General features: G+C 69.9%; 12 protein-coding genes. 3 read left to right on the top strand and 9 right to left on the bottom strand.

Annotation, left to right across the window (positions count from 1 at the left end; translation table 11 throughout):
• Positions 1 to 21: 21 nt before the first annotated feature.
• On the bottom strand, positions 22 to 891 hold the full coding sequence (locus J2S53_RS10790) for an LOG family protein (RefSeq protein WP_456240854.1): 870 nt from the start codon (positions 889 to 891) through the stop codon (positions 22 to 24).
• A 255-nt stretch (positions 892 to 1,146) separates the two neighbouring features.
• On the opposite strand from J2S53_RS10790, the gene J2S53_RS10795 reads away from it, so the two are divergent.
• Positions 1,147 to 2,151 carry a slipin family protein gene (locus tag J2S53_RS10795; RefSeq protein WP_456240855.1) on the top strand — a complete coding sequence of 335 codons (1,005 nt, stop codon included), beginning with the start codon at positions 1,147 to 1,149 and terminating at the stop codon, positions 2,149 to 2,151.
• 90 nt (positions 2,152 to 2,241) lie between these two features.
• Here J2S53_RS10795 and dapE read toward each other — a convergent pair whose 3' ends face one another.
• Complete coding sequence (gene dapE / locus J2S53_RS10800; RefSeq protein ID WP_456240856.1) at positions 2,242 to 3,333, bottom strand: succinyl-diaminopimelate desuccinylase; 1,092 nt, start codon at positions 3,331 to 3,333, stop codon at positions 2,242 to 2,244.
• 139 nt (positions 3,334 to 3,472) lie between these two features.
• On the opposite strand from dapE, the gene dapD reads away from it, so the two are divergent.
• Both dapD and J2S53_RS10810 read left to right on the top strand, forming a co-directional pair.
• Entirely contained in the window at positions 3,473 to 4,462 is a 990-nt protein-coding gene (gene dapD / locus J2S53_RS10805) for a 2,3,4,5-tetrahydropyridine-2,6-dicarboxylate N-succinyltransferase (RefSeq protein ID WP_130468082.1), read from the top strand.
• A 91-nt stretch (positions 4,463 to 4,553) separates the two neighbouring features.
• Positions 4,554 to 5,534: a CHAD domain-containing protein gene (locus J2S53_RS10810; protein ID WP_456240857.1), complete on the top strand. Its 981-nt coding sequence runs from the start codon at positions 4,554 to 4,556 to the stop codon at positions 5,532 to 5,534.
• Positions 5,535 to 5,718: 184 nt separating this feature from the next.
• On the opposite strand, the gene dapC is transcribed toward J2S53_RS10810, so the two are convergent.
• From dapC to J2S53_RS10845, 7 genes are all read right to left on the bottom strand, one after another.
• On the bottom strand, positions 5,719 to 6,864 hold the full coding sequence (gene dapC / locus J2S53_RS10815; RefSeq protein ID WP_456240858.1) for a succinyldiaminopimelate transaminase: 1,146 nt from the start codon (positions 6,862 to 6,864) through the stop codon (positions 5,719 to 5,721).
• A complete protein-coding gene (gene fdxA, locus J2S53_RS10820; protein WP_092625686.1) occupies positions 6,861 to 7,181 on the bottom strand; it encodes a ferredoxin in 321 nt (106 codons plus the stop codon). The genes dapC and fdxA overlap by 4 nt, the downstream gene beginning before the upstream one ends.
• Positions 7,182 to 7,361: 180 nt before the next feature.
• A complete protein-coding gene (locus J2S53_RS10825; RefSeq protein WP_456240859.1) occupies positions 7,362 to 8,231 on the bottom strand; it encodes a hypothetical protein in 870 nt (289 codons plus the stop codon).
• 6 nt (positions 8,232 to 8,237) lie between these two features.
• Complete coding sequence (locus J2S53_RS10830) at positions 8,238 to 8,624, bottom strand: hypothetical protein (RefSeq protein WP_092978427.1); 387 nt, start codon at positions 8,622 to 8,624, stop codon at positions 8,238 to 8,240.
• The gene (gene mshB, locus J2S53_RS10835; protein WP_456240860.1) at positions 8,614 to 9,549 is read right to left on the bottom strand and encodes an N-acetyl-1-D-myo-inositol-2-amino-2-deoxy-alpha-D-glucopyranoside deacetylase; all 936 of its coding nucleotides are present in this window, start codon (positions 9,547 to 9,549) and stop codon (positions 8,614 to 8,616) included. Before mshB ends, J2S53_RS10830 begins: the two co-directional genes overlap by 11 nt.
• Positions 9,550 to 9,623: 74 nt before the next feature.
• Complete coding sequence (locus J2S53_RS10840) at positions 9,624 to 10,844, bottom strand: threonine synthase (protein WP_456242768.1); 1,221 nt, start codon at positions 10,842 to 10,844, stop codon at positions 9,624 to 9,626.
• Between the two features lie 106 nt (positions 10,845 to 10,950).
• Positions 10,951 to 12,666 carry an ABC transporter family substrate-binding protein gene (locus J2S53_RS10845; protein WP_456240861.1) on the bottom strand — a complete coding sequence of 572 codons (1,716 nt, stop codon included), beginning with the start codon at positions 12,664 to 12,666 and terminating at the stop codon, positions 10,951 to 10,953.
• Position 12,667 lies beyond the last annotated feature (1 nt).

Genomic DNA, 12,667 nt, shown 5'->3' on the forward strand with positions numbered 1-12,667 from the left:
TGCCTCCGGCTGCGAAGCCTTTCAGTGGGCCGCGTCCCAGGCGGCGTACGCCTCCTCCACCACCCGCACCGCGTCGTCGACGTCATCGGTCAGGTGGAGCAGCCCCAGTTCCTGATCACCGATCTTACCGCTGGAGTGCATGGTGTCGCGGATCCACTCGTAGAGCCCGCGCCAGTACGAACGGCCGAACATCACCACGGGGAACTTGGTGACCTTCTTCGTCTGCACCAGGGTCAGCGACTCGAACAGCTCGTCCATCGTCCCGAACCCACCGGGCAGGCACACGAACGCCTGGGCGTACTTGACGAACATCGTCTTGCGCGTGAAGAAGTACCGGAAGTTCACCCCGAGATCGACCCACGGATTCAGCCCCTGCTCGAAGGGGAGCTCGATCCCCAGTCCGATGGACAGCCCGCCCGCCTCGGAGGCCCCTCGGTTGACCGCCTCCATGGTGCCGGGCCCACCACCGGTGATCACGGCGGAGCCGGTTCCCGCCAGGGCCGATCCCAGCCGCACTCCCTCCCGGTACTCCTCGTGCTCCCGTGGCGTACGGGCAGAACCGAACACGGTGGTGGCACGGGGAACCTCGGCCAGCGCGCCGAATCCCTCGACGAACTCGGCCTGGATCCGCATCACCCGCCAGGGATCGGTGTGCACCCAGTCGGCGGGCCCCCGGGAATCGAGCAGCCGTTGGTCGGTGGTCGTCGGCTCACCCATCCTGGAGCGGCGCAGCACTACGGGACCGCGCTGCTTTTCGTGGGGGTGTTCGTCCCCGTTCGGATACTCACCGTCACCGCCGAGAACCTCTCCCACCGGTTGCTGTTCCTCGCTTTCCGGGTGGTGTGCTCCGTTGCCTTCCGGACCGTGGTGTCGCTGACCGTCGATCGTCATGCCACCGAGCTTATGCACTCCGCGTGAACCCCGGATGATGTCCCCGGAACGAGGGACGGGCGATCGGCTCAACCCGCTGCCGCTCCCGGCGGAGTTCGCGGTCCCCCGAAAACCGTGAGCGGAGTAACATCCTGGGCAAGCGACCCGTACCGCCACCGCACGGCGGTGGCGCGCACGAGTCGTCGGCGTGGTCTCCCCGTCCCGACGAGCGGCGGAAGGGCCGGGACGGAATCTCGCCGCCGCAGGGAGCCGGAAATGATCATCGAAGTACTCATCGGCGTACTGGTCGTTCTCGCGCTCGTCGCTGCTTCCAGTGTGCGGGTCATCAGGCAGTACGAGCGCGGTGTGGTGCTGCGCTTCGGGCGGCTGCAGCGCACCGTCAGACCTCCTGGGCTGACGGCGATCGTGCCCGGGGTCGATCGGCTGCGCAAGGTCAACATGCAGATCATCACGATGCCCGTACCGGGCCAGGAAGGGATAACCAGGGACAACGTGACGGTGAAGGTGGACGCGGTGGTCTACTTCAACGTCACCGACCCCGCCAGGGCCGTCATCAACGTGGAGGACTACCTGTTCGCCATGGGCCAGGTGGCCCAGGCCTCGCTCCGCTCGATCATCGGCAAGAGCGATCTCGACGACCTGCTGTCGGACCGGGAGAAGCTCAATCAGGGGCTGGAGGTCATGATCGACAGCCCGGCGCTGAACTGGGGCGTGCACATCGACAGGGTCGAGATCAAGGACGTCTCACTGCCCGAGGCGATGAAACGCTCGATCGCGCGACAGGCCGAGGCGGAGCGGGAACGCCGTTCCCGGATCATCTCCGCCGACGGCGAGTTCCAGGCCTCCCGCAAGCTCTCGGAGGCCGCCGCGGTGATGGGGCAGACCCCGGCCGCGCTGCAGCTGCGGCTGCTGGAGACCGTGGTCGAGGTGGCCGCCGAGAAGAACTCCACCCTCGTACTGCCGTTCCCGGTCGAGCTGTTGCGCTTCGTGGACCGCACGCAGGACGGTGCCGCGGCCGAGTCCTCCGAGGCGATGGACACCTCGGGCAACGGCCATTCCGGGACCGAGGGCAGCGGAGAGACCGAGCAGCGCCGTTCCACGGCCGAGGAATGGTACGAGTTGCCGGACGACGCCGGAGGTGGTGTGTCCGTTCGAACCAGCGGGGTCGAAGCGGAGTCACCACCGCACGTGCCGGGACAGCGGGACACCTACGAGCGGGCCGAGGAATCGGACTCCCCACGCGCCGGACCCACCGGGTAGGAATCGCCCACGAGCCGTGCTCGTTTGGTCGGGCGGCCGTCCCGTGCCTCGGCACCCCGCCCCGTCGGAAAGGCACCTCGCGTGGCGGGTTCAGTCCCGCACGCCGTCCCCCAGCGCCCGACGCAGCACCTCGGCGCAGTGCCGGACGTCGGCCGCGGCGACGTTCTCCTGCTGCGTGTGGGCCAGGGTCGGCGAACCGGGACCGAAGTTCACGGCGGGCATGCCGCGCGCGGCGAACCGCGCCACATCGGTCCAGCCGAGTTTGGCGACCGGCGAGGATCCGGAGGCGCGCACCAACTCGCTGGTCGCCTCCTCGGCCAGACCGGGGTGCGCTGCCCTGGCGGCGTCGACCACGGTTACCTCGAACCCCTCGAACACCTCCCGGACCCGCTGTTCCGCCTCGGCCAACGAGGTGTCCGGGGCGAACCGGTGGTTGACGGTGACCACGCACTCGTCCGGCACCACGTTGCCCGCCACACCGCCGCTGATGCCGACCGCCTGCAGCCCTTCGTGGAAACGCAACCCGTCGATCTCGGGTTCACGCGGGGTGTACTCGGTGAGTCTGCGCAGCACCGGCTCGGCCGCGTGGATGGCGTTCTCCCCCATCCAGGCGCGTGCCGAGTGCGCCCGAACCCCGCAGGTTCGCACCTCGACCCGCAGCGTCCCCTGGCACCCCGCCTCGACGGCCGCGTTGGACGGCTCGCACACCACCGCGAGCCCACCGTCCATCCAGTCGGGCAGGTCACGCTCGATCCGGTTGAGCCCGTTGCGGTCGGCGGAGACCTCCTCGCAGTCGTAGAACACGAAGGTCAGGTCGTGCTTCGGCCGGTCGAGCGTCGCGGCGAGGTGCAGCATCACCGCGTCGCCGCCCTTCATGTCCACCGTCCCGCAGCCGTGCAGTATCTCCTCGTCCGCGCTGCCGGAACGGCGCAGCGGCAGGTTGTCGTTGACGGGAACGGTGTCCAGGTGTCCGGCGAGGACCACCCTGGACTCCAGACCGAGGTTCGTGCGGGCCAGCACGGCGTTTCCACTGCGTACGACCTCCAGCCCCGGGGCGTCCGTGCGCAGTGCCCGTTCCACGGCGTCGGCCAGCTCGTCCTCGGAACCGGAAACACTCGGGATGTCGACCAGAGCGGCGGTGAGTTCGACCGGGTCGGTGGTGAGATCCAATCGCGGCGTCACGTCCGGCACCCTACCGCCCACTGCGAGACGGTACCGGCGCGGCGATTACCGTTTTCACGGCCCCGGGTGTGGCCGCACGAGTCCCGGGAAGACTCTCCCGCTCGGCTCGAATGCCGAGTTCAAAGCCGATTGGAGAACGATGAGCAGCCCGAACGCTCCGGACCCGCAGGTTACCGGCGCCCACGGTGTGGGAATCGCCACGATCACCGACGACGGAACAGTGCTCGACACCTGGTTCCCGACCGTCCGGCTCGGTGAGCCCGAGCAGGTCGGCAGCAGCCGACTGACCACTGCCGAGGCAGCCGAGTCGCTGGGGGACGCCGGAGCGGAGCTGCTCGGCCGCGACGAGGCGCGCGGTGTGGAGGTGGTGGCCGTGCGCACGGGCATCGGCAAGCTCGCCGACGCCCCCGCCGACACCCACGATCTCTACCTGCGGCTGCACCTGCTCTCGCACCGGTTGGTGCGCCCGCACGGGCAGAACCTGGAGGGCATGTTCGGCCTGCTGTCCAACGCGGTCTGGACCAACCACGGCCCGTGCCCGGTGGAGGGCTTCGAGGCCACCAGGCTGCGACTCAGCGCGCGTGGCCCGGTGACGGTCTACAGCGTCGACAAGTTCCCCCGCATGGTGGACTACGTCATCCCGTCGGGGGTTCGTATCGGCGATGCCGACCGGGTTCGGCTGGGTGCCCACCTGGCCAGCGGCACCACCGTGATGCACGAGGGTTTCGTCAACTTCAACGCGGGCACGCTGGGCGCCTCCATGGTGGAGGGGCGTATCTCGGCGGGCGTGGTCGTCGGTGACGGCTCGGACGTCGGGGGCGGCGCCTCGATCATGGGCACGCTGTCCGGTGGCGGTCGTGAGGTGATCTCGGTCGGCGAGCGCTGCCTGATCGGCGCGAACGGTGGCTGCGGCATCTCACTGGGTGACGACTGCGTCGTGGAGGCGGGGCTTTACCTCACGGCGGGCACCAAGGTCGCCCTGGAGGACGGCAAGCTGACCAAGGCCGCGGAGCTGTCCGGCGCGGACGGGTTGCTGTTCCGGCGCAACTCGAACACCGGCGCCGTCGAGGTCATGGCACGCACCGGCGGCAAGGTGGAGCTCAACGCCGCGCTGCACGCCAACGACTGAACCGCCGCCGGGTCGGCACCGGTTCGACGACCACGGCGAACACGCCCCGGAAACCGGGCCGGAAAGGTCGTGTCGGCACTACCATGACGGCATGTCCTCGGACGACGCTCGGGACGACGCGCGTAACCGGACCTCGACGGGGACCGATCCGGTCGACATCGGGCTGCCCGCCGAGCCGGTGCGCGCCGCGCACGGCGCGTCGATCGTCGAGCACATCCGCGCCGCGCTGGACACCAGAACCAGGGCGCTGCTGGCACACGATCCGGGGACGCGTTCCGGCTCGGATCCCGAGGACCTGCACCGGATGCGGGTGTCGGTTCGCCGGATGCGGGCGGTGCTCAAGGCCGGGCGGAGCTGGCTCGAACGGGACTGGTGCCGAGCGCTGCGGGCCGAGCTCGGCTGGCTGGGACGCGGACTGGGGCCGGTTCGGGACCTGGACGTCCAGCTGGCCGGACTTCGTGAGGAACGCGAGGAGCTGGACGAGGCCGAGCGAGTACCCGCCGACCGCCTTGTCGACGAGCTGGCCGAGCGGCGCGAGTCCGCCCGCACGGAGCTGCTGGAGATGATGCGGGCCGAGCGCTACCGGCGGTTGCTGTGGTCGCTGGGCGAGGCGGTGCACAGCGGCCCGCCGATCGCCTCGGATCCGCCCGCCGAGTCCGACGCGCTGTACGAGTTGGTGCGTGACGGCGTGCGGACCGTCGAGCGCGCTGTCGGTCGGCTGGGCGATCCGCCGACGGACGAGCGGCTACACGCGCTGCGGATCGAGGTCAAACGGCTCCGCTACTGCGCGGAACTGGCGGTGCCGGTGTTCGACGGCGTCGTCGGGGAGGTGCTCGCCGCCGCCGAGAAGCTGCAGGACGTGCTCGGGGTGCACCAGGACGCGGTGGTGACCGAGGAGTGGCTGTGGTGGTTGACCCACGGCGATGAGAACGGCTCGGAACCGGCTCCCGTCCGGGACCCCGAGGCCGTGTTCGTGGCGGGGCGACTGGCCGAGCGAGCGCGGGCTCGCAGGGTGCGACAGCGCGAGGCGTGGTGGCCCGCCTGGCGGAAGCTGCGGCGGCTGGAGCTGTAGCGGGCCCTTACGGCGATGAGAGGCGGGCCGGTCGCCAGAACCGGATTCCGTGCGGAGTTCTCGCCGGTTCGCGGCAGCGTGCCGATTCGAGGCACTCGGGAAAGGGACGTGAACCGGCACCCCGACGGGGCGTCAATTTCTCGCGAAATCGCCGCGCCGAACCGTCCCGACCCCGGAACAGCCGCTACTCGGCGAGACGCCGCGTGGCGGTTTCGACCCGCTCGTCGGAAGCGGTCAACGCCACCCGCACGTGCTGCTCACCGGAGGGGCCGTAGAACGTGCCGGGGGCCACCAGGATCCCGCGCCGAGCCAGCCAGTCCACCGTGCTCCAGGCATCCGTGCCGCCGCTCGCCCACAGGTAGAGCCCGGCCTCGGAGTGGTCGATCCGGAACCCGGCGCCCTCCAGCGCGCTCCACAGCCGCTCGCGCCGCGCACGGTAGCGCTCGTACTGCTGCCGCACGTGCTCGTCGTCGCCGAGCGCGGCGGTCATGGCCTCCTGCACGGGCCGGGGCATGATCATTCCGGCGTGCTTGCGCACTTCCAGCAGGTTGCCGACCAGCCGCGGATCACCGGTGACGAAGCCCGCTCGGTAGCCCGCGAAGTTGGAGGTCTTCGACAGCGAGTGAACCGCCAGCACCCCGTCAGGTCGCTCGCCGGAGACCGCGCGGTCCAGTACGGACACCGGGCGGTTCCGCCACCCCAGATCCAGATAGCACTCATCGGAGGCGACCACGGCACCGACCTCGCGTGCCGCGCGCACCGATTCGGCCATCGTGGCGACACTGTCGACCCGCCCGGTGGGATTGGACGGCGAGTTCAGCCACACCAGGGCGGTCCCGGTGGGCGGGGCCTGCCCGGGAGCCAGCCGAACGATCTCGGCACCGGCCAGGCGGGCTCCTACCTCGTAGGTGGGATAGGCCAGTTCGGGAATCGCCACCACGTCCCCGGGACGGACTCCCAACAGGGTGGGCAGCCAGGCGACGAACTCCTTGGAGCCGACCGTGGGCAGCACGGCTTCCGGGTCGAGCCCGGTTACGCCGTGCCTGCGCCGCAGGGTCTCGACGGCGGTGGAACGGAGTTCCGCCGTGCCGTGCGTGGCCGGATAACCGGGCGAGTCCGCCCCGGCGGCGAGGGCTTCACGCAGCACGGGCGGCACCGAGTCGACGGGGGTGCCCACCGACAGGTTGACCACGCCGTCGGGATGCGAACGCGCCAGCTCACCGGCCGAGGCGAGCGAGTCCCACGGGAACTCGGGCAGCCGGGGGCCCCGCGGCTCGGGCGATGACTGCCCGGTTACCGCGACACCGCCGGACAAACCGTCGACACTCATTCGCCCTGCGGGGGCAGGCTGGACACGGGCTCGACGTCCTTGTTGACCTTGCCCACCTTGGCAGCGCCGCCCGGTGAACCCAGGTCGTCGAAGAAGTCCACGTTGGCCTGCGTGTAGGCGGCCCACTCGTCGGGAACGTCGTCCTCGTAGTAGATGGCCTCCACCGGGCAGACCGGTTCACAGGCACCGCAGTCGACGCACTCGTCCGGATGGATGTAGAGCATCCGCCCGCCCTCGTAGATGCAGTCGACGGGGCATTCCTCGATGCATCCCTTGTCGAGCACGTCGACGCAGGGCTCGGCGATCACGTAGGTCACGATTGCTCTCCTGCTTGGTACGTTTTCTCGTCCCGCGCCGGTTTCCGCGCGGCTGACGCCAGTATCCCTCGGAAGCGCCCCGTACACATAGGTGGTTCCACAGCGCGGGAGCCACGATGAGGGTACTCGGCCCCGCACTCGTCGGTAAACGGCCACGCGCCGTGGCGACACCGTGAGTACTCAGTCGGTTGACAACCTACCTTGCTTGTTGATCCATTTGCTCGCCTTCCGCGCGATACCCCGCAGCGCGGCTCGTTCTCCCAGGTAACCGCCCACGACACCGACCACGGGCAGCGAACCGAGCACCTCATGGTGCAGCCTTCCCTGCGGGCGCGCGTCCAGCGCGGCGTGCACCTCCCAGAGCGCACGTGCCATTCGCCACACCGACCGTGCGAGCGCCCTGGAGCGGGAACGCCGCCCGTCCGTCAGTTCACCGGTGAGCTCGGCCGCCCGCCGCTCTTCGGCCCGCTGCTGCTCGGTACCGCCGCCGGCCGCGACCTCGCGGGAAATATCGCGACCGAGCATCACGTGCGCGATCATCCTGACCTGCTCCGTCCGGTCGTGCAGTCCGTGTTCACCGGCGACGGCGACGAGGACGAGTCCCTGCGCGACCGTTCCCAGCGCGTTGCGCAGGGGCAGTTTGGAAGTGACGACCCCGCCGAAGCGGGGCAGCCCGACGATCGCGGCGAGGAACCTGCCCACCCGCAGCGACCACCAGTCGCAGCGCTGCGAGACGGTCATCGCGTCCCAGGCCGAGCTGCCGGGAACCCGCATACCGTCGAGCCTGCGCAGCAGCCCCGCGGTGTTCTTCCGCCGGGAACCGTCCGCCGCATCCGTTCGGTGGTCCGTCACCGATTCGAGTTCGCCGGTGGCTCGGCCGCTCGCGCCGTCCGCCCCGGCGCGGAGGTCGTCCCCGGTGGGTTGTGGATCGAACCTGCCGCGCAGCCGGAACGGGTCGGACTCCCGCAGCGCGCGCAGCACCGGATCGCAGGCACGCACGAACGGCCGCAGCACCTCGGCGAGTCGCTCGTCGGTGATCACCTCGGCCACGGTTGCTCACCTCGCACCCGGCGGAGCGTTCCGCACGATGCCGATCATGGCCGCCGCGGGCAGCACCCCGGCCGCGATCAGCAGATAAGTGCGCCAGTCCTGCGCGGGCAGCAGCACGTCGCCACCCGGGCCGAACACCCCCAACACGAACACGGTGAGAAACCACACCAGCACCGGCACCCAACAGGCCGCTCCGTTCGGGGTGCTCTTGGCCGTCACCGCCACCAGCAGGGGGTTGGTCACGGCCGCTACGGCAGCGGTTATCGGGAACTGCACCGGACCCAGGTACGACGGCAGGAAGAACAGTTCGAGGATCGCGAGTAGCAGCGCGTCCAGCGCCAGCAGCGCGATCAGACCGTGCTCCGGCTGTTTCGTGGTGTGCTCACTCGTCATGGCTTCCCGCCTGTTCGGAAGTCGCGGCCCGCTCCGAGGTCGTGTTCAGCCCGGCGAACAGGTCCGTGCTCGGTGCCGGCTCGTCGCCGTTGCCCAGTGCGTAGTACTCGGTGGTCGACACCGGCTGGCCGATCCCGTTGGACAACGCGTAGGCAGCCGTTCCGACACCCGCGGACGAGTCGCCGGTCCAGACCCGAACCTGGGTGCGGTGCGCCCGCAACGCCGCGAGCTTGGCGGGTAGCTGTTCCGCGACATCGACCGAGGTGGTGATCTCGTCGGGCTCGACGGCCGGTAGTTCCGCGGCGTCGGGCAGCGGGAACGGCACGTCGGAGGACTCACCGAGCCGTTCCAGTCCCACCCGGAGATCGGCCACGGACCGGACCGCGTAGAACAACCTGCGCACCTCGGGCACCCGTTGGGTCGCCGCCACGGTCAGCTCGTGCGCCCGAACGTGGTCCGGGTGGCCGTACCCGCCGTCCGAGGCGTAGGTGACCACCACCTGGGGGCGGACCTCGCGCAGCACGGCTTCCAGCTGGGCGGTCTGCTCGGCGGGATCGCCCGCAACCAGTGAGCGGGGGTGGCTTCGCGGTGCCGCGGTGGCGGTCTTGCCGTGCTCCTGCCACACCATCCCGGAATCGCGCCAACACCCGATGCCGCCGAGGAAGCGCTGCTCCGTGACTCCCAGCGAGGCACAGGCACGACGCAGTTCGCCGATGCGGTAACCGCCCAGCTGGTCGGCCCCCTCGGAATCCAACCCGCGAAGTTCGTCGGGAATGACCTCGCCCTCCTCACCCAGCGTGCAGGTGACCAGGGTCACCCGCACTCCGGCGGCGGCGTAGCGGGCGATGGTGCCGCCGGTCCAGAGTGTCTCGTCGTCCGGGTGCGCGTGCACCAGCAGCAAGCTCGGTTCAGTCGTCGATGTCACTGGTCCAGGTTAGGACTCCGCGGCGGTTCACCGGAGGCAACCGGTCACCGAACCGATCACGGCGTTAGAACCGGTCACGGCAGGGTGGCGGGCTGGTGCGAAGCGTGCGAAGTGATCAGGCTCACCACCCGGTCCTCGGGTGAGAACTCGCCATCGCGCCACAGGCGATCGGCGGCCACCAGCGGAGCAGCGGAGCTGAGTTCGGCCGCCACACCGGCCGCGGCGAGTCGATCGGTGGCCGCGCGGAGCTCCGCCTCGGAACAGGCGACCGCCGTTCCTCCGGACTCGCGCAGCACTCGCAGCGACATGACGGTGCCCTGCGGATTGCCGATCGACGATGCGAAGCTGTCGGGGTCGACCGACTGTTCGGGCGGCAGTTCCAGATCCAGCCGCGACGCGGTGGACAACGAGGGGTAGCGCTCCGCGGCGATCATGCGGGGCGTGCGCCGCACGATGCCGAGCGTGTGCAGCTCCCGGAACCCCAGCCACAGTCCGGCGAAACCGTCGCCCCGGGACACGGGCACCACCACCGCCTCGGGAGAATCACCGAGTTCCTCGACGATCTCGTAGGCCATCGTCTTGTAACCTTCGATGCCCGCCCAGTGGCTGGCGACCGGGATCGTCGAGGTGTTGGTGAGCACCGCCCAGCCTTCCACCGCTGCCCTGTCGCGAAGCAGCTCCCACCGCTGGTCGACGTCGGCTGCCCGGAGCACTCGACCGCCGTGCAGCTCGATGAGGCCGCGCCACACGTCGGGAATTCCGGGCGCGGTGACCACGACGCAGTCCAGACCGGCCAGCGCGGCATAGGCCGCGGCAGAGACCCCGGCGTTGCCGCTGGAGGCCAGCGCCACCGTGCCGTAACCGTGTTGTGCGGCTCGGGAGACGGCGGCGCTGTAGAACCGGTCCTTGAAGCTGCCGGTGGGGTTGCGGCGCTCGTCCTTGAGCAGCATCCGGTGGCTGCCCTCGTGCGCTCCCGCCGCCAGCGGGACGAGCGGGGTGCCGCCCTCACGCAGGGTAACCGCGCGCTCGCGAGCCACCGGCAGCAATTCGCGGTAGGACCACATGCCCTCGCGCCTCGCCGCCCAGCGCCGTGCCAGTTGGGCACCGTCCGTTCCGGTGAGATCGTGCTCGGCAAGCATCGCGGCGGGCACGCCCTCGGCCCGGCAGTCCGGACAGCCCTCGGTGTCCTCGCGCGGTTCGCCACGCGCGCCGCACCGGACGCAGCGCAACCCGAGGAGCAAGGGAGTGCCGGAGGAGTTCCCGGCGGCGTCGTGCGGATCCGAGCCCGGGATCACTGCGGTCAAGACGGTTCGCTCCCTTCGGTGTGCCGACCCCGGTCAACCTAACCGACCGGTCCGTGCGGGACCACCTGATTTCCGGGCGACGCCGGACCTGAACGGATCACCAGTCGTAGCTCTCACCGGGTGCTCCGACCCACTCACCCGCACTGCTGAACGGACCCGCGAACCCGGGACCGTCGTGCACTCCGCTGACCTCCCGCCGCACGGCGAGCACCTGCGCCTCCTGGTAGAGCGGCAGTGCGACCGCCTCGGACCACAGTTCGGGCTCGACCCGCTCGGAGGCGCGCCGGAAGGGAATCTCTCCGGTCGTGGCCGCCTCGATCGTCGGCTGCAGTAGCTGATCGCAGAAACCGACCATGTTGAACCGGCGCGTCCGTCCCGTGTCGGGATCGACCGCAGGACAACCCCACTGTGCGGCCAGGGTGGCGGCGGGATCGGTGCTCACCGGCCGGGAGACGACCGCGAGGTCGATACCGGCGGAACTAGGAGGGTCCTGCACGTCGGGATCCGTGGTGAGCATGGTGCGGTAGAGCTCATCACCCTTGGGGGTGACAACGGTGGTCTGGATGTCCTGTTCGTTGAGCTGTTCCGCCACGGAGTTGGCGATGGCCTCGTGGGAGTCCTCCCGGAACTGGGCGGCGATGACCAGGCTCAGCGGTGAGCCGTTCCGCACCCAGCTACCACCACTGTGCTGGTATCCCGCCTTGGTGAGCAGCTGCTCGACGCGTTTCGGCGAGGGATCTTCCGTGTAGTCGCCGGAGGGCTCGGTGGGAACGTAGCCGGGCTGGGAGGGGGCCAGCACCTGGGCGTGCGCGGGAAGGTTCGCGGCCGGACCGCCACCGGTCCCGGTGTCGATCAGCTCCTGCCGGTCCAGCGCGGCCAGCACGGCTCGGCGTACCCGAACGTCGCCGAGCTGTGGGCTGTTCGGCCGCAGCAACAGTGTGCTGCTCACCGGACGGGGCATCGTGGTCAGCTGGACGTCCTCACCGAGACCGCGCAGCGCGTCCATCGTGGTGGCATCGGCAGAGAACATACCCACCTGCACGTTCCCGCTGCGCAGCGCGGTTATGTTCTCGGCACGTGCCGCCTTGCGCAGCACGATGCGGTTGGACTGGGCGGGATCGCCCCAGTAGCGCTCGTTGCGCATCAGCACGACCTCGCCACGGTCGAGGTCGAACGTGCGTATGGCGAACGGTCCGCCGGAAGCGGGGTATCCGTAGTCCAGGTTGTCCGCCCACCCACCGGGAGCGTCCTTGAGCAGATGCGCGGGCAGCAGGTGGTCGAACAGCGATTTCCAACCCGGATACGGCTTGTCGAAAGTGACCCGCGCGGTTTTTCCGCCCTGACGGGACTCCACGTTCGAGATCAGCCGATAGCCCACCGGATTGATCACCCCGGGCTGGCTGCGGAGCTGCTCCCAGAGGTAGACGAAGTCCTCCGCCGCGATCGGCGCGCCGTCCGACCAGCCCGCCGCGGTGCGAATCCGGTAGCGCACGGTGAACTTCTCGGCGTCCTCGACCACCTCGGCCGATTCCAGCAACGTCTCGTTGAGCACCCGCTCGCCGTTCTTGCCGGGCACGAACGCCGAGGGAAGCATGAGTTCGGCCAGCGCGTCGGTGACCGGTGACTGGTCGGCCAGCACGTGCGGATTGAAACCACCGCGCAGTTCGTCGACGCTCGCCACGACGACCTTGGGTTTGGGCGGTTCGCTCGGAGGTTCGGAGCTGGGGCTCGGCGAGGTCGACTCGACCAGCGGTGGTGGCGGCGCGTTCGTGCAACCCGCGAGCACGGTCAACGAGACCAACAGCAGTGACACG

Origin of the sequence: Actinopolyspora lacussalsi, from assembly GCA_030803735.1 — a bacterium.
GTDB classification, from domain to species: Bacteria; Actinomycetota; Actinomycetes; order Mycobacteriales; family Pseudonocardiaceae; genus Actinopolyspora; species Actinopolyspora lacussalsi.